Raw genomic sequence first — 26,280 nt, 5'->3', positions numbered from 1 at the left:
ATTCGCAAGTGAGGACGCAAGCATGAGCGTCTCCGAACCGTTCATCCGCCGGCCGATCGCGACCTCGCTGCTTGGGATCGCGCTGATGATCGGCGGCGCGCTCGGCTATTGGGCGCTGCCGGTCTCGGCGCTGCCGCAGGTCGACTTCCCGACCGTGCAGGTGACGACGCAGTTGCCCGGCGCCAGCCCCGACGTGGTGGCGTCCCTGATCACGGCGCCGCTGGAGCGCCAGCTCGGGCAGATTCCGTCGCTGTCCTCGATGCAGTCGACCTCATCGTTCGGCGTCAGCCAGATCTCGCTGCAGTTCGATCTCAACCGCGACATCGACGGCGCGACGCAAGACGTGCAGGCCGCGATCAACGCCGCCGCCGGCATTTTGCCGAAAAACCTGCCGTACCCGCCCACCTACGCCAAGGTCAATCCGGCCGACGCGCCGGTCATGACGCTGGCGCTGACCTCAGAAACGATCTCGCTGCGCGCGATGAGCGATATCGCCGACACTATCCTGGGCCAGCGGCTCAGCCAGATTTCCGGCGTTGGCCGGGTCGCGATCCTTGGCGGCCTGAAGCCGGCGGTGCGGGTGCAGGCCGACCTGGCGCGGCTTGCGGCCTATGGCATCTCGATGGAGGATCTGCGCAGCGCCATTGCGGGCGCCAACGTCTCAGGGCCGAAGGGATCGCTCGACGGCGCCCAGCAGGCCTACACCATCGCTGCCAACGACCAGATCGCGGCGGCCGAGGCCTACAAGCCGATCATCATCGCCTACCGCAACGGCTCGCCCGTCACCATCGGCGACGTCGCCATCATCGTCGACGGGTTGGAGAACGACCGGACCGGCGGCTGGTATCAGGGCACGCCGGCCGTGATCATCGACATCCAGCGGCAGCCTGGCGCCAACGTCATCGAGGTCGTCCGGCAGATCCGCGCGGAAATCCCCAAAGTGCAGCGCACGATCCCGGCCGGCGTCAACCTGACCGTGGTCTCCGACCGCACGGTCACGATCCGCGCTTCGGTGCGCGACGTGCAGTTCACGCTGATCCTGTCCGTGGTGCTGGTGACGCTGGTGGTACTGCTGTTCCTGCGGTCGCTGCGTGCGACCATGATTGCGGGGGTGGCGCTGCCGCTGTCGCTGATCACGAGCTTCGGCATCATGTATTTCTGCGGCTTCAGCCTCGATAATTTATCGCTGATGGCGCTGACGATCGGCACAGGATTCGTGGTCGACGACGCCATCGTGATGATCGAGAACATCGTCCGCCACATGGAGAACGGCGAGTCCGTGATGGAGGCGTCGCTGAAGGGCGCCAGCGAAATCGGCTTCACCGTGATCTCGCTGACGGTGTCGCTGATCGCGGTCTTCATCCCCCTATTGTTCATGTCGGGCCTCGTCGGGCGCATGTTCCGTGAGTTTGCGCTGACGCTGACGATCGCGGTCGTGACCTCGGCGATCGTGTCGCTGACACTGACGCCGATGATGTGCTCGCGGCTGCTCAAGCATGTCGGCGAGGAGATGACGGTGCCGGGGCTTGCCGCGGTCAGCCGCTTCATCGATCGCATGGTCGACCTCTACCATCGCACGCTGCTCTGGGTGCTGCAGCGCCAGCGGGCGACGCTGGTGGTGACGTTCGCAACCATTGCCGCGACGCTCGTTATGTACGTAATCGCGCCAAAAGGCTTCTTGCCGCTGCAGGACACCGCCTCGATCACGGCGGTGACCGAGGCCGGTGCCGACGTCTCCTTTGCCGAGATGCAAAGCCGGCAGGCGACCGCGGCGGCGGCGATCCAGGCCGATCCTGATGTGGTCGGCGTGGTCTCCGTGATTGGGGCCGGCTCGGTCAATCCGACCACCAATGTCGGACGTCTGGTGATGACGCTGCGGCCGCGCGGCGAACGGCGCGACGACATTTCCGTCGTGGTCGATCGGCTGAAGCAGCGCATCGCGAAAATTCCCGGCATGACCATCTATTTCCAGCCGGTGCAGGACGTGCAGATCTCGACCCAGTCGAGCCGCTCGCAATACCAGTATACGCTGACCGGCACCGATGCGGCGCAGGTCTCGCTGTGGGCGCAGAAGCTGGTCGCCGAAATGCGCCGGGACCCGCTGTTCCGCGACGTCTCCTCGGAAGCGCAGGAGGGCGGCCTGCGCGCGGCGCTCAACATCGATCGCCAGCGTGCCGGCCAGCTCGGCGTCAATCTGCAGGCGGTCAACGACACCCTCAACGACGCCTTCGCACAGCGGCAGATCTCGACCATCTACGGCCAGGCGAACCAGTACCGCGTGGTGCTGGAGGCGATGCCGATGTACCAGCGCGATCCCTCGATCCTGTCAAAGCTCTATCTGCCGGGTGGAGCAAGCGCCACGGCCGGAGCGCCGAACGCCCAGGTGCCGCTGTCGGCGGTGGCGACATTGACCCGCACCACTGCGCCGCTGGCGATCTCGCATCTGGCACAGTTCCCGGCGGTGTCGCTCAGCTTCAACCTCGCGCCCGGCGAGGCGCTCGGCGATGCCGTCGAGGCGGTCAAGAAGATCGAGACCCGGATCGGCATGCCCGGCAGCATCGTCGGCGTCTATGCCGGCGATGCGGCCGAGTTCGCCAAATCGCTGGCCGGCCAGCCATGGCTCATCCTGGCGGCGATCGTCACCATCTACATCGTGCTCGGCGTGCTCTACGAGAGCTACATCCACCCGATCACCATCCTCTCGACGCTGCCTTCAGCGGGCGTCGGCGCCATCCTCGCGCTGATGCTGTTCGGGCAGGACCTGTCGGTGATCGGCCTGATAGGCATCATCCTCTTGATGGGCATCGTCAAGAAGAACGCGATCATGATGATCGACTTCGCGCTGGAGGCGGAGCGGCATCAGGGCATGTCGCCGTCGGAAGCGATCGTGCAGGCGTGCCTGCTGCGCTTTCGCCCGATCATGATGACGACGCTGGCCGCGCTGTTCGGCGCGCTGCCGCTGGCGGTCGAGAGCGGCACCGGCGCCGAGCTGCGTTTCCCGCTCGGCATCTCCATCATCGGCGGCCTGCTGCTGAGCCAGCTCTTGACGCTCTATACGACGCCGGTGATCTACTTGGCGCTCGACCGGATCAACCGAAAGATCGAGAAGGCCGTGCCGGACCCGGGACCTCCCGGACCGACGGTCGCCGGGGCCACCGAGGGGATGCAATAGATGGCATCGATCTCGGAGCCCTTCATTCGGAGGCCAGTTGGCACCACCCTGCTGGCGATCGGGCTCTTCCTGGTCGGCATCGTCGCCTATGTGTTCCTGCCGGTCTCATCGGTGCCCAATGTCGATTTCCCGATGATCCGGGTATCGGCAACGCGGCCGGGCGCGGACCCTTCGGTGATGGCGTCGACCGTCGCAGCCCCGCTGGAGCGGCGGCTCGGCCAGATCGCGGGGCTCGACAAGATCACCTCAACCAGCTCGCTCGGCTCTACCAGCATTCAATTGCAGTTCTCGATCGGCCGCGACATCGACCGCGCCGCGCGCGACGTGCAGGCGGCAATCAATGCGTCGCTGGCCGATCTGCCGAGCGACCTGCCGTCGCTGCCGCGCTTCCGCAAGGCCAATCCGGCCGCCGCGCCGGTCTTCGTGCTGGCATTGACCTCGAAGACGCTGACGACCAGCGCGATGTACGACGTCGCCGATACCGTGATCGCGCAGCGCATTTCGCAGGTGCCCGGGGTCGGCGAAGTCAACGTCACCGGCGCCGACCAGCCGGCGGTGCGGATCGCGCTCAATCCGGTCGCGCTGTCCAATGCGGGGATCGCCACCGACGACGTGCGGCTAGCGATCATCAATGCCAATCCGCTCGGGCCCGTAGGCATTTTCAACGGCGGCCGCCAGAGCGAGACGATCTCGACCAACAAGCAGATGCGCACCGCGGCCGAATTCCGCGACATCATCGTCAAGAGCGCCTCCGGCAACTTCGTCCGCCTCGCCGACGTCGCCGACATCGAGGATTCCGTCCGCAACAGCCGCTCGATTGCCTGGTTCAACAAGCAGCCGGCGGTCCTGATCCAGATCACCAAGCAGGGCGACGCCAACGTGATCGACACCGTCGACCGGGTGAGGGCGCTGCTTCCCGAACTGAAGCAGTGGCTGCCCGGCGGGGTGGAAATCTCGACCCTGGTCGACCGCACCGGCACGATCCGCGCCAGCGTGCTCGATATGCAGTATACGCTGCTGGCGACCGCCTTCCTGGTGATGGTGGTCGTCTTCGCCTTCCTGCGGCGGGTGACGCCGACGGTTGCGGCCGGCGTCTCGGTGCCGCTGGCGCTGGCCGGCACCTGCGCCGGGATGTGGCTTGCCGGCTTCTCGATCGACAATCTGTCGCTGATGGCGCTCGCGATCTCGGTCGGCTTCGTGGTCGACGATGCCATCGTCATGATCGAAAACATGTACCGCAACCTCGAGCACGGCATGGCGCCCTATCCGGCGGCGCTGGAGGGCGCCAAGCAGATCGGCTTCACCGTGCTTTCGATCAGCCTGTCGCTGGTTGCGGCCTTTACCCCGCTGATCTTCATGGACGGCATCGTCGGCCGGCTACTCCGCGAATTCTCTCTGACACTGACCTTCGCGATCGTGGTTTCCACCGTGGTGTCGCTGACGATCACGCCGATGATCTGCGCGCACTACATCAAGGAGGCGACGTCGGACCGTGCGACTTGGTTCGACCGGCTGGTCGAGGGCACGCTGTCGCGCATCGTCGCTTTCTACACCTGGACGTTGCGCGCGGTGCTGGGTTTTCCGCTCCTGACCCTGATCGTGTTCTTTGCCACCATCGCGTTGACCGTGGTGCTCTATATCAAGACGCCGAAGGGCTATTTCCCGACCGACGACTCTGGCTTTGTGATCGGCGCGACGCGCGCCTCGGCCGACACCTCGTTCCAGGCCATGCTCGGATTGCAGCAACAACTGGCCGATATCGTCATGGCCGATCCGGCGGTCGCCGGCGTCGGGTCATCGCTCGGCGGCACCGCCGGGCCGGGTGGTGGCGGTTCCAACCGCGGCACCATGTTCATCAGCCTGAAGCCGCCCGAGGAGCGGGGAGGGATGTCGACCGCGCAGGTGATCGACCGGTTGCGCCGCAATCTCTACCGGGTGGCCGGCATCCGCCTCTTCATGTTCGCGGCACAGGATATCCGAACCGGCGGACGGCAGAGCGATTCCGACTATCAATACACGCTATCAAGCGCCAATCTCGATCTCCTGCAGAAATGGGCGCCGCTGGTCGCCAAGCGCATGGAGACGGTCGAAGGTATCACCGATATCTCCAGCGACCGCGATCCCGGCGGGCTGCAATTGTCGCTGGTGATCGACCGCAAGACCGCATCGAGCCTCGGCGTGCGTGTCCAGGATATCGACAACGCGCTCAACAACGCGTTCGCGCAGCGGCAGATCTCGATCATCTATACCCAGCGCAACCAGTACATGATCGTGCTGGAGATCGATCCGAAGTTCCAGAGCGATCCTTCCAACCTCGAGCGCATTTACGTGGCCGGCGCCAATGACGCGCAGATACCGCTATCCGCCGTGGTGCGCTACCAGCGCGGGCTGTCGCCGCTTGCAGTCTATCACTCGCAATCCTTCCCCTCGACGACGGTCTCGTTCAACCTTCTGCCCGATGTGCCGCTGGAGGTCGCGACCTCGAATATCCAGCGCGCGGTCGAGGAGCTGCACATGCCGGAGGGCATCCGCGGCAGCTTTGACGGCAATGCTGGCGACTTCAACAGGACCAGCGGACGACAGCCGCTGTTGATCCTCGGCGCGCTGGTCGCGATGTATATCGTGCTCGGCGTGCTCTATGAGAGCCTGGCCCATCCGATCACGATCATCTCGACCTTGCCGTCGGCCGGGTTAGGGGCGCTGCTGGCGCTGCAGGTGACCAATACGCCGCTGACCGTGATCGCCTTCGTCGGCATCATCCTTCTGATCGGCATCGTCAAGAAGAACGGCATCATGATGGTCGATTTCGCGCTCGACGCCGAGCGCAACCGCGGCCTGTCGTCGGCGGATGCGATCTCCGAGGCCTGCCGTGCCCGTTTCCGCCCGATCCTGATGACGACGATGGCGGCGCTGTTTGCCGGCATTCCGCTGGTCATCGCCACCGGCCCCGGCACCGAGCTGCGCCGGCCGCTCGGCATCACCATCATCGGCGGCCTGTTCGTGTCGCAGATCCTGACCCTCTACACGACGCCGGTGATTTATCTCCTGATCGACCGGCTGCGGCGGCGATCCCGGCCGATCGCGGTGGCAGCGCCCGCCGAATAGTTGGAATTGCCGGCGACTAAGCGTATAGCGGGCAAATGTCAGAACCACCCCATCCGCCGGCCGCAGCCGACATGGAGGCCGTCGCGGACTGCCCGCATTGCGGCAAGCCGCTGCCGCTCTGCATCTGCGACAGCGTCACCCCGGTCGAAAGCAGGATCTCGCTGTTGATCCTGGTGCACCCACAAGAGCAGGATAAGGTCCTCGGCACCGCACGGCTGACGGCAATGCATTTCAAGAATGCCGTCGTCAAAATCGGCTTGTCATGGCCGAGCCTGTCCAAGGCGCTGGGACGCAAGGTCGACGATCCCTCGCGCTGGGCGGTGCTTTATCTCGGTTCGGCCAAGGTGAGCGATCTCGATACCGATGCGGAGATCGTCGCGATCGACCGCAAGGGGGAGATCGAGCCGCATCAGCGCGCCATCCTCGAGGACATCGAAGGCATCGTGCTGCTCGACGGTACCTGGAGCCAGGCCAAGGCGCTGTGGTGGCGCAATGCGTGGATGCTGAAGTGCCAGCGCGTAATCCTCGGTCCGAAGCGTCCATCGCGCTACGGCCAGTTGCGCCGCGAGCCGCGCCGCGACGGCCTCTCCACCATCGAGGCCGCCGGCCTGCTGCTCGCCGGCCTTGAAAAGCGCCCCAAGATCGCAGAGGCGCTCAACGCCAGCTTCGAGCGCATGCTAGCGCGATATCGAGAGGTGCAGGCGGAAACGCCGGCGCTCGCGCCGAAGCCGAAAAAGCGCGATTGGCGCCGGCGCAAGCGCGGCTAATTCCGGTCTTCAAACGGGGGCTGCGCCGGACAAGCGTGTACACCGAAAATTGCACGGTGTTGCACCGTTACCCGTCACCGCAAAGGCGGCAACAGATCGGTTCCAATGTCCGCACCGCGACATAGCGCGTTGTGGACAAGGATGACATCCCCCTTGACGGTGTTAAGTTCTTTGTTCTCCGCGTAACTATTTGGAGCAAAGTCGATGAGTTTAAGTGCAGAAATTCTCACCCAATCTCCGTTGCTTGATGCCGACGATATCGAAGGGGAAATCGGCAGCCTTATCTACAACGCCCGGCGAGCCGCCGCCGCCCACCAGCTCCCTCAAAACGATGATCGGCCGTTGCCGAAAAGCCCGATGCCCGATTACGTCGAGCACAAGGATGGCGTCAATCAAGTCGGAAAACTCTCGGCCGAAGCCGTGGTCCGCGAATACGATGCGGCTGTGAAGGAAATCGAAGCGCTCGGCGCCGAATTGGCCGACGCTGCCAAAAAATGCGAGGCGATGGTGGCGGGCGTTCACGCCATGGTCGGCGAAATCAAGGAATTGGCGGCGAACTATCGTGAGGAAGGCAAGCGCTATTTCCTGCAGATCGAGGATTGTTCGCTAATGACATCCGAAGTCCGCAGCGTCTGTGAGACCCTGAAAAAGAAAATCGCCGCAGGCAACAATCTGGCCGTCTGATGCTCCGGATGTAACCGGAACTGGCAGTAGCCGCGTGTCGCTCGCCGCGGCGATCAGCCGCGCGCCAGGCATTCGCGCAAAGCACCGTTGTGGCGATATGTCGCCCGCGCCGCCACGCGGAACGGGGAGCCATTTGCAGGCTTGGTGATTATCTGCGGCAGTGCATCTGGAACCGCGGGCGGGGCGCGGCGATTCCCCCACACGTTCATGCCCTGCGTTCACTCAACGAAAGGATATTGGCGTTTTGTCGTCTTCGCTTACCTCGCACCTTCCTTTTGGTGGCGCTGAACTCAGCCTCCGGAAGAAATTCCGCCTGTTCTTCACGGTCGGCATCATCGTATTGCTGCTCGGCGGCGCCAAGGCCATCGTTCACTATTTCGGATTGGAGTTCCTCGACCTCAACGGCCTGGTGACGTCAGGCATCGGCGGCGCCATCTTCATCATCGGCTTCCTGCTGTCGAGCATTCTCAAGGACTACAAGGAAGCCGAGCAAATTCCGACGGCCCTGCGCACTGCGATCGAGGCCATCGACGGCGATCTCGAATGTTTCGCGCGCACCAACGAGCGCTTCAATCTCAGGGAACCGCGGCTGATCCTCGTTGCCGTCGTTGCGAAGCTGCGTGAAGGCCTGGGCCGTGCCTATCGCCACAAGAATATTTCGCCCGTGCTCGACGAACTCGGCAAGCTGACGCCGATCCTCGGTGGGTTGGAGGGCATGGGCATGGCCGCGAATTTCGTCGTGCGTCTGCGCACCAATCAGGATGCGATCCGACGGGGGCTGCTTCGCATCTACACCATCCAGCGCGTCGAATTCGTCCCCTCGGTGCACGTGCTCGTGCAAACGCTGGTATTCTCGATCATCCTCCTGCTGCTCCTATTGAAGACGGAGGGCGATCCGGCGGCGGCGCTGCTGTTTGGCTTCATCACCTACATGTTTGTCTATGTGCTGTACCTGATCCGGTTGCTCGAGCAGCCGTTCGCAAAGGGGCACGGCTCGGTCGATGATGTCAGCTTCTTCCTGCTCGATGAGCTGGAAGACCATTTGCGCCGCTCGCTCGATCCCGCCGTCGGGCGGCCCCGGCTTCAGGCCGTAGAGCGGCGCTGAGCCGACACGATCGCGGATGTTGCGACCACACGTTGCTCCGTTCCATCTCTCGCACTATGACTGATGCCGGTAGATGCCAACGGAGCAACGAAATGGAATTGGTTGCACAGTTGCGCCTGTCAAAGCAGGCCTGGATCGATCTCGCGTTCTTCGGTGGCATTCCGGTCATACTGGCGATGCTTTCGGCCGTTCTCGGGCCGTATACGGGGATCATGGGAATCGGCGCGGCTGTGTATGTTCTTGCGCTCGCCACCGTGCCCTGGTGGATGACCGGCTTTGCAACGCATTTGCTGAGCAAGGGAACCCGTCGAGAACTGCCGCTTTGGCTGATTGCTGCGATCGGCGTCCTGGCCGCGGGTCCTTTCGTGTCACTGTACGTCTACGTGGTCAACGCGATAGCTGCAGACATCTGGCCCGCCCTGAATGCGTCGTTGCCGGCGACGTTCAGTGTGGCGCATCTGAATTCTGCCGCTCTGTCCGAGGGGCGGGCGATCGTGCTCTGGATCGCCTTTGTCATTATTTTCCGGGAGACGCTGGGCTGGGCGAGGTTTGCGCCGCTGCGCAAGAAAACCGGCCGCGAGGAACGCTTTCAGCTCAGCGGCGCCGAGTGGACCGCGGAAGACGACGCGCTGCTGCGCGTCCTGATCGATAGCGGCAAGGCGCCGCGGGCGATCGCGCTGGAAATGAAGCGGACCGTCGGCGGCATCCGCGCCAGGACGGCGAAGCTTGGGCTGCGGAATAACCGGAACGGCGATGCGGCGGCCGGTTGAAGCAGCGATCCTCAGCCTGCGAGGTTGCTGACCGGGACACGACCGGATTTGCGGCGGTTGGTTGCCTATCCGGAGCAGGCCGTATATGAGTGCGCCCGATGGGGCCACGTGGCGGAGTGGTTACGCAACGGTCTGCAAAACCGTGTACACCAGTTCAATTCTGGTCGTGGCCTCCATCCATATAATCAATGACTTAGACCGATTATATGAGACCACGGCAGGCCGCGGCGGGGGGTCAGCAGACGGCGTACCAGCCCTCGGGAAACGGGACCAGCGGCCACGGGGCCTTATTGTCATTGGCTGCGCGCGGCGACGGATAAGAGCGCTGGGTCTGGACCACGAAATCATCCTCCGAAGCTGGCGCAATGGCCGTCTGAACGGCTTCCAGCAGCAAATCGTATTCAACTTCGCTCATCGCGCTCTCCGCGGTTCGGGAGGCGATGGTGGCAAATCAATTTTGTTTCCAGATTAGGCGGATCGTTCGAATTTTAACGAGTCGGCGACCGCGGCAAACCTGGTTACTAAAGTGTTGAAGTCCCCGCGCGAACGGTACTCCGGCGGTCGCATGACACCGTGTGAGACAAATCACATTATGCAAAATTTAGCTCGCGTATCCGGCTTATTGAAGGCCGCCTTGTCAAGGCGGCACGATGCTCGGAGAGCGGCGATGAAGGCAAGATTGGTGCGACGTGCGATGCTTCTCTATCGCTTCCGTCGGGCTCTGGCGCCGGGATTTCTGTTTGCTCTGATTGCTGGCGGCTCAGTGCATGCCCAGCAAGGCACCCCTGAACAGCGCAAAGCCTGCACGCCCGATGTCTACCGACTCTGCGCTGGCGAGATCCCAAATGTCCGGGCGATTACCGCTTGCCTGCGTCGGCAGAAAGGCAGCCTGAGCCCGGCCTGCGCTGCAGTGTTCGAGCGGTAAGCCTCTCTCATCCCCAGTGCCTCCAGATTCATCGGTAGCATCCGCTTGAACAGGTTTAGCGTGCGTGCGGCTTCCTTCGCATCCTGCGTGTGGGCGCGCTACCCGGCGGAACTGGACGGCGGGGAATCACGTGCGGACGATCGCGTCCGCCGCCGCCTGCGTGCTGTTCATCGCTGCGATCGCCGTGCGTTAGGCCACGATGGCGCTCATGAAAAAAACCGCCCGGTGCGGGGCGGCTTTTGCATTGTTTCTACTGATGTGATCAGGCTGTGGTCAGCGCACTGCCGCCGCGCTTGCGGCGGTAAGCCATGAAGCCGACGCCGGCAAAGCCCAGGATCATCATCGCCCAGGTCGACGGCTCCGGCACCGGAGGCGCCGCCGCGAAGGTGAAGTCCGCCACGATCTTAAGTTTGGACGTTCCGCCTTCGGGGTTCGTCCATTTGCTCCCGTCGTACCATCCATCGCCATATTCGACGAAATGGATGTCGGAAACGGTGACGCCATTGAGCGTGAACGGGCCGAGACCGTTGAGCGTTGACTGGCTGATGTTGAACACGTTGTCAGGCGCCGGGTTGGTCGTTTGCTGGATGTTCAGATAGAACGGCTGAAAATCAGACGAATTGGTCGGCGAGGTGAAGTTCAACGTGAAAGTATATTTGACGTTGAAGTTCGTGTCGGTGTTGTAGGTCGCCCGGTTCACCCAGGTGATCATGCCGATCACGTAGTCGTTCTTGTTCGTCGTGATGTTGCTGCCGGTGATGTCAGTGATGGTCAGCGTGCTCGGCTTGTTTTGTTGATTCGACGCGCCCGACATGTTGAGCACGTTGCCGTTGTTGGTGATGGAGCACCCGGGGCTGCCGCCGCCGCAATTCGAGATGTTCGAAAACTCACCGTTGCCAGTAAAGTTGACGACGGCCGCGGTTGCCGGTGAATGAACCGAAGCGGCGAGCACGCCCGCGGCTAAAAATTTAAATATATTACCCATCGCGGGACACCCCATTTCTTCGTGTTTTATTTAATGGAACCCTTTCAGATATTATATTGGTAGTCAAGTACGGTATAATTGATTATCCAGATTAAATATCGCTGCTGGTTGTATGGTGAATGGCGCTCGCCTGCAAGGAGGGGCGGGCTTTAGGCCTGCAATCGGCATCAGCCGATATATCTGCACCAGATGTATCTGCACTGAAGCGTGCACATGCATCGAACGCCCGCCTTCCGCTGGGAAAACTGACGCAAGGTCGCCTTGCAATCATTTCGGTGTGATCAGCAGCCTTCCGGATCGCGCAGATGCACGTGCGAGGCTTTATATACGCGCCCGGATATCTGCGCGGCGCTCTTTAAATACGTTCGCGATTTAAAGGGAAAGAAGACCGCCTTTTCGAGGCATGGGCGGCGGCGCCGGCGCAACAAAAAGCGCTGGCTCCCCGGGCTGGATTCGAACCAGCGACCATTCGATTAACAGTCGAATGCTCTACCGCTGAGCTACCGAGGAATAGGCGAACCAGGAGGTTCGCGATGCGGGGAGCGTATAACAAAGCCTTTCAGGCTTGCAAAGGACCAAATCGCCGTTTCTGTTTCTGCCGGGAGCCGCACCGGAAAGTCCCTGCGTCACAACGATTTGTCATCATTCTGCCTTGGCGCCGACGGGATCGACGGGAACCGGATGCGCCCGATTTCGTCATCCACAGGGGCATCGGCCGCGATCCTGGGCCGAGCCGCCAATTCGACTCAATCGGCCAAAAAGCTTGGTCATGCCGGGCTTCAAGGGGAGCTGATTCGATGCCAGCCAATATGACCGACCTGATCCACACGGTGCCCTCGATCGTTCCGGGCGATGTTCCTCCCATGAGCGATCGCGCGATTGACGCCATGAGCGACGACGAATGCCTGCTGCGGCTCGCGAAAGCCGTTGAGGCGCACGATGCCCAACATCTGAATGAGGTGGCGCGTCTGATGGCGCGCCTCGCCGTCACGATCGAGTAGGCGGCGCGTCGAGCAGGCGGCGCTTCGTCAGTGCGGGCGGCGGCCATCCGCGCGGGCAGGGTACGCATGTTGCGTTTTGCGCCCGCTTGTACCAAAGATGGCCTTAACTTTCAGCTGTTTCGGCGGCCACGCCGCATGCTTTCGGGGTCTTAGCCTATGTCCGGTTTTGCGACCGCGCGCCAGAAGATGGTCGATGGTCAGGTGCGTCCGAGCGACGTGACCGATATCCGCATTCTCGATGCCATGCTGGCAGTGCCGCGCGAGGCCTTCGTTCCCGAAAACCGGCAGGCGCTGGCCTATCTGGACCTCGATCTCGACGTCAGCGAGGGCGGCGCGGCCAAGCGCTACCTGATCAAGCCAGCGGTGCTCGCGAAGATGCTGCAGGCCGCCGAGATCAAGGCGAGCGACCGCGTCCTGGTGGTCGGCTGCGCCACCGGCTACGCCGCCGCCATCGTCGCGCAGCTCGCGGCCGAGGTCACGGCGACCGAGAGCGATTCAGCGCTGGCGGCGAAGGCGCAGGCGCTTCTGGCCCAGAACGGCTGTGGAAACGTTGTGGTCCGAACCGCGGCGCCGGCCGACGGCGATTCGGCCAAAGCACCCTATGACGTCATCGTACTGAACGGCGCCACCGGGATCGTGCCGGAGCAACTCTATGGACAATTGCGCGATGGTGGCCGATTGGTCGGTGTTTTTGCGACATCGCGGCCGGCGCGGGCAACCATCGTGACTGCTTCGCACGGCGATTTCGGTCATCGTGCGCTGTTCGACGCCGCTGCCCCGCTGCTGCCCGGCATGGAACTTGTTCCGGCCTTCGTTTTCTAGCGTTTCAGCCCCTTCCACGCCCAATATTTGCCCTCCGCGGCCGGCTAAATCCCTTTCCAAATCAGAAGTGTGGCCCGTTTGCCCCACGTGAAGAGTTTCGACGGAATATACCTTGTGGGGTAGTTCCGTCCGGCCTACGTGCGGACTAAGGTGAGCTGGGACTCACTTCGAGTGAAGCGACGTTCGGTTAACGATCATGTGCGAGCATGGTGCATGGGCCGGGCGATCAAAATAACGATTGGATTGCTTGGGATGCGTGGGGTGAAGGCATTTACCGGGGCGGCGGCCTCGGCCCTTCTATTGTCTTTTATGGGCGCAATGCCCGCCTTGGCCGATACGATCGAGGCGGCGCTGGTGCGCGCCTATCAAGGCAATCCGCAGCTCAATGCGCAGCGCGCGCAGGTGCGCGTGACCGACGAAGCTGTGCCGCAGGCCCTGTCGGGCTATCGCCCGAAGGTCGCGGTGACGGCGAGCGCGGGCTACCAGTATACGGACACGCTGAGCACGCAGGGCGGCACGCCCACCAATCTCGTAAAAACCAACATTCACGGTGCCAATCCGCCGCGCAGCGTCGGCGCGACCGTCACGCAGACGCTGTTCAACGGCCAGCAGACCGCGAACCGGACCAGAGCGGCGGAAGGTCAGGTTTCCGGCGCGCGCGAGGCTCTGCGGGCAATCGAATCGACCGTGCTGCTCAGCGCCGCCACCACCTACATGGACTATTTGCGCGATTCGGCGATCGTCGAGGTGCAGAAGAGCAACGTGCGCGTGCTCGAGCAGACGCTCAAGCAGACGCGCGACCGCTTCAATGTCGGCGAAGTCACCCGCACGGACGTTGCGCAGTCGGAGGCGCAACTCGCCGCAGGCAAGACGCAGCTCCTGACGGCTGAAGCCAATCTGACGACGACGCGCTCGAACTTCCGCCGCATCATCGGTAACGAGCCGGAAAATCTGGCACCGGGCTCGCCGGTCGACCGCTTCCTGCCCGCGACGCTGCCGGCGGCCGTCGAACTTGGCCTGATACAGAATCCGAACGTCACCGCTGCGATGTTCGGCATTGACGTCAGCTACCTGCAGGTCAAGGTGGCGGAGGGCGCGCTGCTGCCTACCGTCACGCTGCAGGCGGCGGTGCAGCAGTCCTACGAGCAGAGCCTCATCCAGTACCGCTCGTTCGGCGCGTCCGTGACCACGCAGCTCAACGTGCCGATCTACCAGGGCGGCAGCGAATACTCGCTGATCCGCCAGTCCAAGGAAACGGCGGCTCAGCAGCGTCTCGTGCTCGACCAGACCCGCGACCAGACCCGCGCCAACGTCGTCACGGCATGGGGCCAGCTGGTCGCCGGCAAGGCGCAGGTCGCGTCCGCCCAGTCGCAAGTGCAGGCGTCCGAAATCGCGCTGAACGGCGTGCGCGAGGAAGCCAAGGCAGGGCAACGCACCACGCTTGACGTGCTGAACGCGCAGCAGGCGCTGGTCAACGCACGCGTCGCGCTGGTCACCGCGCAGCACGATCGCGTGGTGGCGTCCTATTCCGTGCTCGACAAGGTCGGCCGGCTATCGCCGCAGGTGCTCAACCTGCCGACCACGGTCTACGACCCGAGCGTGCACTATCATCAGGTGCGTGACAGCTGGGCCGGCGTTCGCACGCCCGACGGCCGCTGACGTCGGCGCCTCAGGCGCAACACGAGACCAATATCGTCGCCCGGCGCCTGAAGCGCCGGGCGCTTTGCTTGCAATCATTTAGAGCGATGACGTACCGTTTCCGGGGCGAGCTGGGCGATTCGCGCCGCGTCCTCGTATTCGGGGGTGTGTGGGTCGTCTTGAGGGGAATAGGGGCTCCCGCGTGGTGCAGCGGGCAGACCTGATCTGGGGACAAGTCAGGCTTGTGCGGTGAAAATCCCGGCCTGCATATTCGGAACCGGCAATTCCTTCGTGGCTTTGGTGTAAAATGGTTTCGATGTGGAGTCGGAGATGACGCAACCTGCGAAGGTCCAAGAACCCTCGATGGAGGAGATTTTGGCGTCGATCCGTCGCATCATCGCCGACGACGAGGCGAAGCCTGCGGCTGCCAAGCCGGAAGCTGCGGCGCCGTCGCCAAAGCCCGTGATGAAGGACATTCCGCCGTCCGCCATCGCGCCCCCGCCGAAGCCGGCGTCTGCGCCCAAACCTGCTCCTGCACCGCCGCCACCCGCGCCGGCTCCGGCCGTCAGCAATAGCCAGGACGACATCGACGCCATGCTGGCGAGTCTCGATGCGGCGACGCCGGAGCCCGAGGTCCGGCCGGCGCCGCCGCCCGAGCCCGACGTGTTCGAACTTACCGACGAGATGGCGCTGCCCGATCCGGCGCCGCCGCCACCACCGGCCGCGTCGTTCAGCAGGATCGAGCCCGCCGACGATATCGAATTCAGCGAATCCAGAAACCGGCAACCGGCCCACGAGTCTTCCTACGACAGCCCGCCCCAGCAACCGATCTTGTCGCGTACAACCGTATCCGCCGTGGAATCAGCCTTCAATTCGCTGGCCAATACCGTCCTCAGCAACAATGCGCGGACGCTTGAGGATTTGGTCAAGGAAATGCTGCGGCCGATGCTCAAATCCTGGCTGGACGACAATTTGCCGGGACTGGTCGAGCGCATCGTCAAGGCCGAAATCGAGCGCGTCTCGCGCGGGCGCTAGTTCCCGCGTCCCAGCGACGGCTCCAACGCTGGCTTCAGCGGCTCAACTGGCCGTTATCACGGCGTCCTGCCGTCTTCGGAGTTGACTTGTCAGGTTGACTTGAGGCGCTGCGGCGGCTTTCTAGGGGCCGTCCGGCGCCGATCTCGCTAGAACCGGGCGCTACCACGTTGTTTTGAATGCGTATTCTTTGGGTGGGCCGGCGACGGGTTGCTCGAGAACGCCCAGCACTCCAACTGCACCGTCATGATCGAGAAAAACTACCAGCCCGCCGATATCGAAAGCCGCATGTCCCTGATCTGGGAGGAGAGCGGCGCGTTCAAGGCCGGCCGTCCTGAGCGCAAAGACGCCGCGCCCTTCACCATCGTGATCCCGCCGCCGAACGTGACGGGCTCGCTGCATATGGGCCACGCGCTGAACAATACGTTGCAGGACGTGCTGTGCCGCTTCGAGCGCATGCGCGGCCGCGACGTGCTGTGGCAGCCCGGTACCGACCATGCCGGCATCGCCACCCAGATGGTGGTCGAGCGGCAGTTGATGGAGCGGCAGGAGCCGGGCCGGCGCGACCTCGGCCGCGCCAAATTCCTCGAGCGCGTCTGGCAGTGGAAGGCGGAGAGCGGCGGCGCCATCGTCAATCAACTCAAGCGCCTCGGCGCCTCCTGCGACTGGTCGCGCGAGCGCTTCACGATGGACGAGGGGCTGTCGCGCGCGGTCGTGAAGGTGTTCGTCGAGCTGCACCGCGAGGGACTGATCTACAAGGACAAGCGGCTGGTGAACTGGGACACCAAGCTGCTCACGGCGATCTCCGATCTCGAAGTGCAGCAGGTCGAGGTCAAGGGCAGCCTGTGGTATCTGCGCTATCCAATCGAAGGCAAGACCTTCAGCCCCGACGATCCCTCGACGTTCGTCGTCGTGGCGACCACGCGGCCCGAGACGATGCTCGGCGATACAGCCGTTGCGATCCATCCGGAGAACGAGCGGATCGGGCACCTGATCGGCCAGCACGTCATCCTGCCGCTGGTCGGCCGCCGCATCCCTGTTATCGGCGACGACTACGCCGACCCGGAAAAGGGCTCGGGCGCGGTGAAGATCACGCCGGCGCATGACTTCAACGACTTCGAGGTCGGCAAGCGCCACAACCTGCCGCAGATCAACGTGTTCGATCGCGAAGGCTCCATGGCGCTCGTCGACAATGAGGACTATCTGCGCGGATTGCCCGAAGGCGCGTTGATGCTGGCGGAGGAGCTGCACAATGTCGACCGCTTCGCCGCGCGCAAGACGATCGTGGCGCGGCTGGAGGATTTCGGCTTCCTGGAGAAGATCGAGCCGAACACGCACATGGTGCCGCACGGCGACCGCTCAGGCACGGTGATCGAGCCTTACCTGACCGACCAGTGGTACGTCGATGCGAAAACCATGGCGCAGCCGGCGATCACGGCGGTGCGTTCGGGCACGACGGGCTTCGTGCCGAAGAACTGGGAAAAGACCTATTTCGAGTGGATGGAGAACATCCAGCCCTGGTGCATCTCGCGCCAGCTCTGGTGGGGTCACCAGATCCCGGCCTGGTACGGTCCCGACGGCAAGGTGTTCGTCGCCGAAACCGAGGAGGAGGCCGTCGGCAACGCGCTCGGCTATTATGTCGAGCAGGAAGTGATCACGCCGGAGCAGGGGGCCGAGATGGCCCGCGATCCGTCTAAGCGCGAAGGCTTCATCACCCGCGACGAGGACGTGCTCGACACCTGGTTCTCGTCCGCGCTCTGGCCGTTCTCGACGCTCGGCTGGCCGGAGGATACGGCCGAAGTGAAGCGCTATTATCCGACCAACGTGCTCGTCACCGGCTGGGACATCATCTTCTTCTGGGTCGCCCGCATGATGATGATGGGCCTGCACTTTATGAAGGAGGCACCGTTCTCGACGGTCTACATCCACCGCCTGGTTCGCGACGAGAAGGGCGCCAAGATGTCGAAGTCGAAAGGCAACGTCATCGATCCGCTCGGCGTGATCGACGAATACGGCGCGGATGCGCTGCGCTTTGCCCTGGCGCGCGGCGCGGCCCACAGCCACGACATCAAGCTGTCGCCGCAGCTCGTCGAGACCAATCGCAATTTTGCGACCAAGCTCTGGAATGCCTGCCGTTTCGCCGAGATGAACGGCTGCACGCAACCGGTCGGCTTCGATCCGGCGGCGGCCAAGGAAACGTTGAACCGCTGGATTGCGCACGAAACCTCGCGCGCCACACGCGAGGTGACCGAGGCGATCGAGGGCTATCGCTTCAACGATGCGGCCAATGCAATCTACCGCTTCGTCTGGAACGTCTATTGCGACTGGTATGTTGAACTCGCCAAACCCGTGCTGATGGGCGAGGAGGGGACGGCGAAGACCGAGACGCGCGCCATGATCGCCTGGGCACGCGACGAGATCCTCAAATTGCTGCATCCGTTCATGCCGTTCATCACCGAGGAGCTCTGGGCGGTAACGGCCGCGCGCGACGGCCTCCTGGTTTTGGCCGAATGGCCGCGCAAGGCGAGCGCGGTCACGGTCGAGCAGATCGCGGCGATGGCGACAGCCGCGCCCGGCGATCCCCTGATCGCGCCGGTCATGGCCGCGGTCGATGCCGGTGATTTTAGCGATCCCGCCGCGGAGGCCGAGATCGGCTGGGTGGTTGATCTCGTCACCGCCATCCGCTCGGTGAAATCGGAAATGAACATTCCGCCGGCGACGATGATCCCGGTGGTGCTGGCGGGCGCTTCGGCCGAGACCAAAGAGCGCGCCCACCGCTGGAGCGACATCATCAAGCGGCTGGCGCGGTTCGCCGCGATCGACTTCGCCGACCGTCCGCCGGAAGGCGCAGTGCAGCTACTGGTGCGGGGCGAAGTCGTGGCGTTGCCGCTGAAGGGCGTGATCGATCTCGCCGCGGAGAAAACCCGGCTGGACAAGGAAATCGTCAAGGCCGACGCCGACATCAAGCGTGTCGACGCCAAGCTCGGCAACGAGAAGTTCGTCGCCAACGCGCCCGAAGAGATCGTCGAGGAAGAAAAGGAAAAGCGCGAGGCGGCGGTCGCGCGCAAGGCCAAGCTCCAGGAAGCGCTGGAGCGGCTGAAGCTGGCGTCGCAGTAGCGGGGCGCCGAACCATCCTCGTCATTGCAAGCGAAGCGAAGCAATCCATGCCGCGGCATAACGGCCAACTGGATTGCTTCGTCGCTTCACTCCTCGCAATGACGACTGAGAGAGCCATCATCGAGGACCTGATCGATGCTCGACCACGTCTCCATCACCGTTTTCGAGTTTGCTGCCGCTGAACGCTTCTACGATGCGATCATGGCCGCGCTCGGTGTCGTCAAGGTCGGCCGTAGCGACCGCTGGCTCGGCTACGGCGAGCGGGCGGACGCGCAGCATCCCGATCGCGTCTATATCGCGATCTACCGCGGCCCGGAGCCGGACGAGGCGGCCAGCCGCCACTGGTGCTTCAAGGCAAAATCGCGTGAGGAGGTCGATGCCTTCTGGCGTGCCGGCATCGCCGCAGGCGGCACCGACGACGGCCCGCCGGGCCTGCGCCACTACCACGCCGCCTATTACGGCGCCTTCCTGCGCGATCCCGACGGCAACAAGGTCGAGGCGGTGTGCCATCGGCCGATGTGAGATGCCGACCTGACGAAGACGGTGATGGCGTAAACTGCGCGAGCCGGCGGCCATCAACCTTCGTCGAGATCACTTCGCGCGATACATTTGCATTGATCGCAGCGAAAGATCGAGGCAGCCCTGAATCGGGCGGTCTTGGGCAAATCAGCCACATGGTGCATTTGCTTGCCGCATTCATTGCATTTGCAATTGCGGGCCTGAGAATTCTCGCAATCAATTGCGGTGACGGAAGTCATCATCTTTCGCACCGGCGTGGAGGTTTCGTGTCGAGTGCAAAACGGGCAATAATCTTATCAATTCAAATGGCGAAATGGCCGGGCGTTCCATCCGTATGAATACGGTGCCGACCGAAGGGCGCTGGAGTGCGGCTGTAACGGGCAAACCAGGATATCTGACGGCGATCCGAGCGAGATCCTGGCCCGGTCCATCCCCGCATACCGCCGTGCGCATGTGGCTACTGGCTAATCGTGTCGCCATCTGACCAGTAAGATACGGTCTCGCGCGTCTATTAGACGCATTGGAAACTCCCGCATGGAGGTCTTTGCTCGCGAGTCCGACGGATCCAAGGTCTTTGCTAAGTACGTCCTTGAGGAGGCTCCGCGGCACTTTCGAATTCATCGGCAGCACGGAAGAGCATGCGGGGATCACGGGCCGCGGCGACCGTCACGTCGCGGATCAGCGACACGACCTTGTGGGATGAACTCCCAGGCGCGCGCGTGCAAGATTCGGGTTTCGTCGGAAGTTAGCGGATCTGATCCGCCCAGATGAGGCATCGAATATCGGCTGTGCGGATCGCGCGTGCATTCATGTGCCTGCGAGGGAGGAGAGCTCCATGGCTAACCATCCCACCATTTCGACTGAAGCCGACTTGCCATCACCGACCACCGCGGTCACTCGCCGCTTGCTGCTCGGTGGCGCCGGCGTCGCAGTTGGCGCCGCCGTGCTCGCATCGCCGCCGAACATGCCCGGAATCGCCCCGGCCACGGCGCAGCCTGTGAACGCGGACCCACGACCACTCGACGCGGCTTTCAAGCGCCGCGCCATTGAAGTGCGAGAGGTCTGCGCAAGGGACAACGAGAAAATTCCCATCGCGCCGCACCCGACGAACGGCGATGAGGCGCGCTACACCAGCAAGATCGGTTCCGATACGCGGGGCCTGCCGCACGACAAACGCGGCGAAGTGGAACAAGCTGCATGGCAGGCGCTCTATGCCGCTTGCCAATCGGGTAATCCCGCTGATTTCGAGAAAATCCCGCTCGGCGGCACTCGCAAACTGGTTAATCCCGTCGGCACGCAAGCCGTCAGTCTTAGCGGCATAAATCCCACCCAGATTGGAATTCCGCCGGCACCAGCCCTTGAGAGTGCGGAGCGCGGTGGCGAGGCGGTTGAGGTATATTGGCAATCCCTGCTGCGTGACGTTCCGCTTACCGAATTGCGCGACGACACCTCCAATCGCGACGTGCTTGCCGCAACCGAGGAAATCAACAAGCTTGCCGATTTCCGCGGCCCGAAGTCTGGTGGACTAGTCACAGCCGGTACGTTGTTCCGTGCCAATGCGCTCTATTTCGACCCGACTGACCCGAAGGGCCGCTCGGTCACGCCGCCAGGCGTTCTGGATGGACCGATGATCTCGCAATTCCTGCTTCGGGACGTGCCCTATGCCGCACAGTGGATCAGTGCTCAAATTCGCACCGTGTTGCCCGCCAACGAATTCCTGACCGAATATGAGGAATGGCTGGCGATCCAGAACGGCACCGCGCCGAAACGTCAATTGCAGTTCGACGCGACACCGCGGTACATCACGACAGGAAGAGATCTCGCGGAGTATATCCACGCTGGTCCTGCACTTGGGTGGGCGGCAGCGCTGATCCTCGCAACCCCCGCTCGTGGAAGTGACCAGCGGTACTCCGGCATGTATCCTCCGGCGGAGCCCGTGTCCTACGCATCGAACCCGTATCGGAAATCGAAAACCCAGGGACCTGCGGGTGCCACCTTCGGATTGCCCCATGTGCAGGCACTACTCGCCACGGGTATCAGTAACTCCGTCCGCGCGGCCTACTGGCAGAAATATTTCGTGCACCGGGCTTTGCGACCGGAAGCCTATGGCGCTCTGGCGCACCATCGCCTTGCCAACGGCGTGAGCGACTACCCGTTGCATGATAGCTTCCTGAAATCGGAAGCCCTTGAACGGAGTAAAGCCAAATATGGCAGCTATCTTTTGTCACAAACCTATCCGGAGGCCGCGCCCTTCCACTCCACCTATCCTGGCGGAGCCACGAGTGTCGGTGCCGTCACGGCTACCATATTGAAAGCGTTTTTCGACGAGAGCCGTGTCATCGCTAATCCGGTACAGCCCGATCCGGCTGACCCGACGAAGCTCGTGCCCTATAACGGACCGCCGCTCACGGTCGGTGGAGAGTTGAACAAGCTCGCGGTGAATTTCGGCTTCGGCCGGAATTGGGCGGGCATCCACTGGCGCTCCGACGCGTCCGCCTCAATGGCGATCGGCGAGGAGGTGGCTATCGGCATGCTGCGGGACGAGCGCACGACGCTGCGCGAACCCTTCGACGGCTTTTCCTTTACGCGCTTCGACGGCAGCCGCGTGACGATCTGACAGCAGCCGGGCGGGCCGCTGTCGTGAGGCGCCGGCCCAGTTCCCGGCGTTGACGCCCCGATTTGCGCGGTCATCATGTTCGTGAGGTTCACTTGGAGCGGCAGCCATGGCGCAGAACCTGGTAGCCGGATTGGTCGTGGTAGCTTTGGTCATCATCATGGGCTTGCTTGCCTACGCCAGAAACATGAGGGTGCTTGCGCGGGCGCTCGCTCCAAACCTTCAAGCCCTGCGGATCGGTCGGCGTTGACATGTAGCGCTGCTCGCGACGTCCGATGCGGTCCCAAAGCCTCGGCCGCAAATGCGTCGCGAGAATGCTGGCACATATTCACTCGTTGTCACCCGCATTGTGCGCGATTGCGCACTGGGGCGGGTGTGCAGTATTCCAGAGGCCGTAGTGTGATTGACCCGATAAGTCGCAGCGTACTGGATCCTCCGCCTGCGCGGAGGATGACAGCGGTGTGCGCGTCGCTACCTTAATGACGGCCCGAAAGCGAGATCACGTCCTCAAGAACGGCTTGCTCAGGAATCTCGATCCCTTCAAGCCATAGCGCCACGGTAGATCGACCGCCTTCGTGATTCCGATCCGCACCCCGGCAACGGTCTCCACCTTGCCTACGCGCGCATGCAGTGCGAACGGCGGCTGATCGAGCGGGAGCTCATTGTGTTTGATCGTGATGCCGAGCGCCTCGCAGAGCTTGCCCGGGCCCGAGCATAAAGCGCGAGCCTCCTCAAGGCCGCGGCGGCGGCGCATGGCGGGAAGGCCATGAGTCGGCTCCAGCGCGCGGATCAGGACGGCGCTAGCCGAGCCTTCCTCCTCGCAGACGAAGTTGACGCACCAATGGATGCCATAGGAGCGGTAGACATAGGCAAAGCCGGGCGGGCCGAACATCACGCGGTTGCGGGGCGTCGGCCCATTGAAGGAATGCGCGGCCGGGTCGGTATGGTGATAGGCCTCGACTTCCGTGATGACGCCGCCGACGCCGCCGACCAATAGCGTCGCTCCGATCAGATCGGGCGCGACCTCATGCACGCTGCGGCCGAAAAACGAGCGTTTCAGCGGCTTGCCGAGCCGGAGGGCGGCGGGCACGGCAGGCTTGGGGCTTTGGACCATTTCAGGTGAGAATCGTTCGCGGGAGGGATGAAATTCGTCATTATGTTGCACGTTTCCACCGCCTTTCGCGAGACGGATTGCAGGCCCGTGCGCAATCGGGTTGCAGCCCCGGGCGACACGGATTAGCTAGGTATTCTCGCCATTTCCGGACTTAACATGGTTGTCCTCGTCGATACCGTCTCCTTAAACCAGGTTCGCCCGCGCCACCCCGAAAAGGTGAACCGGCCCGATGCGCTGTCGCCGCCGAAGCCGGACTGGATCAGGGTCCGCGCGCCGAACACCCGCGGCTATGCGGACACGCGAAAGATCGTCAAGGAGAACGGCCTCGTCACGGTGTGCGAGGAGGCCGGCTGCCCGAACATCGGCGAGTGCTGGGACAAGAAGCACGCCACCTTCATGATCATGGGGGACACCTGCACGCGGGCCTGCGCGTTCTGCAACGTCAAGACCGGCATGCCCGGCGCGCTCGATGCCAACGAGCCGGAATATGTCGCGGAGGCGACCTTCAAGCTCGGGCTGACCCATGTGGTCGTGACCTCGGTCGATCGCGACGATCTCGCCGACGGCGGCGCCGAGCATTTCGCGCAAACCATCCGCGCCATCCGCGCCCGCTGCCCGACCACGACCATCGAGATCCTGACGCCCGACTTCCTGCGCAAGGAAGGTGCGCTAGAGGTGGTGGCGGCGGCCAAGCCCGACGTGTTCAACCACAATCTGGAAACCGTGCCGGCCCGGTATCTGACGGTGCGCCCGGGCGCGCGCTACTTCCACTCGATCCGGCTGCTGCAGCGGGTCAAGGAGATCGATCCAACCATCTTCACCAAGTCAGGCATCATGGTCGGGCTTGGCGAGGAGCGCCACGAGGTGCTGCAGGTGATGGACGACCTGCGTTCGGCGGACGTCGACTTCCTGACCATCGGGCAGTATCTGCAGCCAACCCGCAAGCACCATGCGGTGATGCGCTACGTCACGCCCGATGAATTCGCAGGTTACGAGAAGGTCGCCTACACCAAGGGTTTTCTGATGGTGTCGGCGAGCCCGTTGACCCGCTCGTCGCATCATGCCGGCGAGGATTTTGCCAAGCTGCAGGCGGCCCGCATCGCGCGGGGCTGCTAGGCGTCGGATTTGAGCCAATGCAACGCGTTCTCGTCATGGGATCGTCGGGGTCCGGCAAGTCGACATTTGCCCGGCAGTTGTCCGACCTCACGGGCATTCCCTTCGTGTCGCTGGACGCGCTGTTCTGGAAACCCGGCTGGGTCGAATCCGATAGAGCGGAGTTCAGGGCCCGCGTGAACGAGGCGGTACGGCAGCCGCGCTGGATCATGGACGGCAACTACACCAGCAGCGGCGCCGGCGAATTGCGCCGCGAATCCAGCGACACCGTGGTCTGGTTCGACCTGCCGCGCAGCAGCTGCATGTTCGGCATCGTGAAGCGGATCGCCGTCAGCTATGGCAAGGTCCGCCCCGAAATGGCCGAGGGCTGTCCCGAAAAGATCGACTTCGCGTTCTTCCGCTACGTCTGGACCTATCGCCAGGTGCAGCGGCCGAAGCTGCTCGACTATTTCAAGGGGTTGCGCGCCGACCAGTCGCTCGTCTGCTTCACCGATCGGGGGCAGGCCGACGCCTATCTGAAGCAAGTCGCGCAGAAGAACCGGGCGAGTGTGCACTGATGCCGCGCTTTTCCAGCAAGCGGCGGGTTCATCACACGGCATCGCAGATGTTCGAGCTGGTCGCCGATGTCGAGCGCTATCCGGAATTCGTGCCGCTGTGCCAGTCGCTGCGGATCCGTCAGCGCACTTCGAAGGCCGACGGCACCGAGGTCGTCGTCGCCGACATGACGGTGTCGTTCAAGCTGGTGCGGGAATCCTTCACCAGCCGGGTGACGCTGGACCGCCCCAACCTGAAGATCATGGTCGAATATCTGAGGGGGCCGTTCAGCAATTTGGAAAACCGCTGGACGTTCGAGCCGAAATCCGAAACCGACTGCGAGGTCGGATTTTTCCTGTCCTACGAGTTCAAGAGCCGGATGCTGGCGATGCTGATGGGAACGATGTTCGATACCGCGTTCCAACGCTTCGCCGCCGCCTTCGAGAAGCGGGCGGATGCGATCTACGGGAAGGGCGGGGCAGCCAGCTAGACGTCCGCGAGATCGGCGCGATCGGCCAAGCGCTGGGCGGCGTTGTCATAATGCTTGCGAGCCTTGTCTCGCGCCGCGACGGGATCGCCGCGCTTGATTGCCTCGACCAGATCCGCCTGCTCCTCGATCGCGGCCGCAGCGAGCTCGGTGGCCTTGGTGTTCTTGACGGCGACGGAACGCAGCTTTTCGGCAATCTGTCCGTCGATCATGACGATGAAGTTGAGCGCGTGCTCGTTGTCCGCCACCTTTGCGATGATGTGGATGAGCTGACGTTCGGCCTCGAAATGCCGCTCGGCGCCGTGCTCGCGATCGCCGATGGCCTGCCGCATCTGTCCGAGAATGGCTTCCATGCGCGCGACGTCGCGTTTGGAGCGAGCCTGCGCGGCGTCCGCGGCGGCCTCGATAACGACGCCGTTGCGCAGGCGCAGCAGCTTCAAGAGCTCCTTGCGCTTCTGGAAGCATGCCGGGCTGATGCGAAATGCCGTCCGTTCTTGCGGCGGCGTGATGAACGCGCCGACGCCGACGCGGCTCTGGACGATGCCGTCGTATTTGAGCTGCGAGATAGCCTCTCTCACGACCGTCCGTGCAACGCCGAACTCGGTCGCCAACGCCTGTTCGGAAGGCAGCCGATCGCCGGGCCGAAGTTCGCCTGCGTGCAGCGCGCTGGTCAGGCTGGCGACAATCTCCTCTGGCAATGAGGGGCCGCGCTCAAGGGATTTGAATTTCACCGGATGGTCCCGCCCAGATTGTGCCGCCGGGATCCGGCTATCGTG

At 63.2% G+C, this 26,280-nt stretch carries 22 protein-coding genes and 2 tRNA genes; 19 read left to right on the top strand and 5 right to left on the bottom strand.

Annotated elements, in window-relative coordinates:
• Nucleotides 1-22: 22 nt before the first annotated feature.
• The 7 genes from QA643_RS20690 to QA643_RS20660 all read left to right on the top strand — a co-directional run bounded on the left by QA643_RS20690 (nucleotide 23) and on the right by QA643_RS20660 (nucleotide 9,779).
• A complete protein-coding gene (locus QA643_RS20690; protein ID WP_283027757.1) occupies nucleotides 23-3,172 on the top strand; it encodes an efflux RND transporter permease subunit in 3,150 nt (1,049 codons plus the stop codon).
• Nucleotides 3,173-6,277 carry an efflux RND transporter permease subunit gene (locus QA643_RS20685; protein ID WP_283027756.1) on the top strand — a complete coding sequence of 1,035 codons (3,105 nt, stop codon included), beginning with the start codon at nucleotides 3,173-3,175 and terminating at the stop codon, nucleotides 6,275-6,277.
• A 35-nt stretch (nucleotides 6,278-6,312) separates the two neighbouring features.
• Nucleotides 6,313-7,044 carry a tRNA-uridine aminocarboxypropyltransferase gene (locus QA643_RS20680; RefSeq protein ID WP_283027755.1) on the top strand — a complete coding sequence of 244 codons (732 nt, stop codon included), beginning with the start codon at nucleotides 6,313-6,315 and terminating at the stop codon, nucleotides 7,042-7,044.
• Nucleotides 7,045-7,248: 204 nt separating this feature from the next.
• A complete protein-coding gene (locus QA643_RS20675; RefSeq protein ID WP_283027754.1) occupies nucleotides 7,249-7,728 on the top strand; it encodes a hypothetical protein in 480 nt (159 codons plus the stop codon).
• A 244-nt stretch (nucleotides 7,729-7,972) separates the two neighbouring features.
• A complete protein-coding gene (locus QA643_RS20670; protein ID WP_283027753.1) occupies nucleotides 7,973-8,833 on the top strand; it encodes a hypothetical protein in 861 nt (286 codons plus the stop codon).
• A gap of 32 nt (nucleotides 8,834-8,865) precedes the next feature.
• Entirely contained in the window at nucleotides 8,866-9,603 is a 738-nt protein-coding gene (locus tag QA643_RS20665; protein WP_283027752.1) for a hypothetical protein, read from the top strand.
• Between the two features lie 102 nt (nucleotides 9,604-9,705).
• A tRNA-Cys gene (locus QA643_RS20660) sits at nucleotides 9,706-9,779 on the top strand.
• A gap of 59 nt (nucleotides 9,780-9,838) precedes the next feature.
• Here QA643_RS20660 and QA643_RS20655 read toward each other — a convergent pair.
• Nucleotides 9,839-10,018, bottom strand: coding sequence for a hypothetical protein (locus QA643_RS20655; protein ID WP_283027751.1), 180 nt, complete (start codon nucleotides 10,016-10,018; stop codon nucleotides 9,839-9,841).
• Nucleotides 10,019-10,270: 252 nt separating this feature from the next.
• Here QA643_RS20655 and QA643_RS20650 point away from each other — a divergent pair, with 252 nt between their 5' ends.
• Nucleotides 10,271-10,528, top strand: coding sequence for a hypothetical protein (locus QA643_RS20650; RefSeq protein ID WP_283027750.1), 258 nt, complete (start codon nucleotides 10,271-10,273; stop codon nucleotides 10,526-10,528).
• A gap of 262 nt (nucleotides 10,529-10,790) precedes the next feature.
• On the opposite strand, the gene QA643_RS20645 is transcribed toward QA643_RS20650, so the two are convergent.
• Together QA643_RS20645 and QA643_RS20640 are read right to left on the bottom strand one after the other, a co-directional pair.
• Entirely contained in the window at nucleotides 10,791-11,513 is a 723-nt protein-coding gene (locus QA643_RS20645) for a choice-of-anchor K domain-containing protein (protein ID WP_283027749.1), read from the bottom strand.
• 435 nt (nucleotides 11,514-11,948) lie between these two features.
• A tRNA-Asn gene (locus tag QA643_RS20640) sits at nucleotides 11,949-12,023 on the bottom strand.
• A 299-nt stretch (nucleotides 12,024-12,322) separates the two neighbouring features.
• Between QA643_RS20640 and QA643_RS20635 the strand changes: the two genes are divergently transcribed.
• The 8 genes from QA643_RS20635 to QA643_RS20600 all read left to right on the top strand — a co-directional run bounded on the left by QA643_RS20635 (nucleotide 12,323) and on the right by QA643_RS20600 (nucleotide 22,506).
• The gene (locus tag QA643_RS20635) at nucleotides 12,323-12,514 is read left to right on the top strand and encodes a hypothetical protein (protein WP_283035092.1); all 192 of its coding nucleotides are present in this window, start codon (nucleotides 12,323-12,325) and stop codon (nucleotides 12,512-12,514) included.
• Between the two features lie 156 nt (nucleotides 12,515-12,670).
• A complete protein-coding gene (locus QA643_RS20630) occupies nucleotides 12,671-13,336 on the top strand; it encodes a methyltransferase domain-containing protein (protein WP_283027748.1) in 666 nt (221 codons plus the stop codon).
• Between the two features lie 252 nt (nucleotides 13,337-13,588).
• Nucleotides 13,589-14,995 carry a TolC family outer membrane protein gene (locus QA643_RS20625; RefSeq protein WP_283027747.1) on the top strand — a complete coding sequence of 469 codons (1,407 nt, stop codon included), beginning with the start codon at nucleotides 13,589-13,591 and terminating at the stop codon, nucleotides 14,993-14,995.
• A 309-nt stretch (nucleotides 14,996-15,304) separates the two neighbouring features.
• Complete coding sequence (locus QA643_RS20620; RefSeq protein ID WP_283027746.1) at nucleotides 15,305-16,009, top strand: DUF2497 domain-containing protein; 705 nt, start codon at nucleotides 15,305-15,307, stop codon at nucleotides 16,007-16,009.
• Nucleotides 16,010-16,252: 243 nt separating this feature from the next.
• A complete protein-coding gene (locus QA643_RS20615; RefSeq protein WP_283034867.1) occupies nucleotides 16,253-19,123 on the top strand; it encodes a valine--tRNA ligase in 2,871 nt (956 codons plus the stop codon).
• 135 nt (nucleotides 19,124-19,258) lie between these two features.
• On the top strand, nucleotides 19,259-19,645 hold the full coding sequence (locus QA643_RS20610; protein WP_283027745.1) for a VOC family protein: 387 nt from the start codon (nucleotides 19,259-19,261) through the stop codon (nucleotides 19,643-19,645).
• Between the two features lie 832 nt (nucleotides 19,646-20,477).
• A complete protein-coding gene (locus QA643_RS20605; protein WP_283027744.1) occupies nucleotides 20,478-22,259 on the top strand; it encodes a vanadium-dependent haloperoxidase in 1,782 nt (593 codons plus the stop codon).
• 106 nt (nucleotides 22,260-22,365) lie between these two features.
• Nucleotides 22,366-22,506, top strand: a complete 141-nt coding sequence (locus tag QA643_RS20600) for a hypothetical protein (RefSeq protein WP_283027743.1) — start codon at nucleotides 22,366-22,368, stop codon at nucleotides 22,504-22,506.
• 249 nt (nucleotides 22,507-22,755) lie between these two features.
• Here the strand turns inward: QA643_RS20600 and QA643_RS20595 are convergent, their stop codons facing one another.
• The gene (locus QA643_RS20595; RefSeq protein ID WP_283027742.1) at nucleotides 22,756-23,370 is read right to left on the bottom strand and encodes a DNA-3-methyladenine glycosylase; all 615 of its coding nucleotides are present in this window, start codon (nucleotides 23,368-23,370) and stop codon (nucleotides 22,756-22,758) included.
• Between the two features lie 156 nt (nucleotides 23,371-23,526).
• On the opposite strand from QA643_RS20595, the gene lipA reads away from it, so the two are divergent.
• Genes lipA through QA643_RS20580 form a run of 3 tightly spaced genes read left to right on the top strand, consistent with a single transcriptional unit; the run spans nucleotide 23,527 to nucleotide 25,507 of the window.
• On the top strand, nucleotides 23,527-24,486 hold the full coding sequence (lipA, locus tag QA643_RS20590) for a lipoyl synthase (protein ID WP_283027741.1): 960 nt from the start codon (nucleotides 23,527-23,529) through the stop codon (nucleotides 24,484-24,486).
• Between the two features lie 17 nt (nucleotides 24,487-24,503).
• Nucleotides 24,504-25,040, top strand: coding sequence for a DNA topology modulation protein (locus QA643_RS20585; protein ID WP_283027740.1), 537 nt, complete (start codon nucleotides 24,504-24,506; stop codon nucleotides 25,038-25,040).
• Complete coding sequence (locus QA643_RS20580; RefSeq protein ID WP_283027739.1) at nucleotides 25,040-25,507, top strand: type II toxin-antitoxin system RatA family toxin; 468 nt, start codon at nucleotides 25,040-25,042, stop codon at nucleotides 25,505-25,507. Before QA643_RS20585 ends, QA643_RS20580 begins: the two co-directional genes overlap by 1 nt.
• On the opposite strand, the gene QA643_RS20575 is transcribed toward QA643_RS20580, so the two are convergent.
• The gene (locus QA643_RS20575; protein WP_283027738.1) at nucleotides 25,504-26,235 is read right to left on the bottom strand and encodes a GntR family transcriptional regulator; all 732 of its coding nucleotides are present in this window, start codon (nucleotides 26,233-26,235) and stop codon (nucleotides 25,504-25,506) included. The two genes, QA643_RS20580 and QA643_RS20575, sit on opposite strands and share 4 nt — an antisense overlap.
• Nucleotides 26,236-26,280 lie beyond the last annotated feature (45 nt).

Origin of the sequence: Bradyrhizobium sp. CB3481 (assembly GCF_029714305.1) — a bacterium.
Taxonomy (GTDB): Bacteria; Pseudomonadota; Alphaproteobacteria; order Rhizobiales; family Xanthobacteraceae; genus Bradyrhizobium.
Note: the sequence above shows the minus strand (reverse complement) of the source record. Positions and strands in the feature narration are given on the sequence as shown.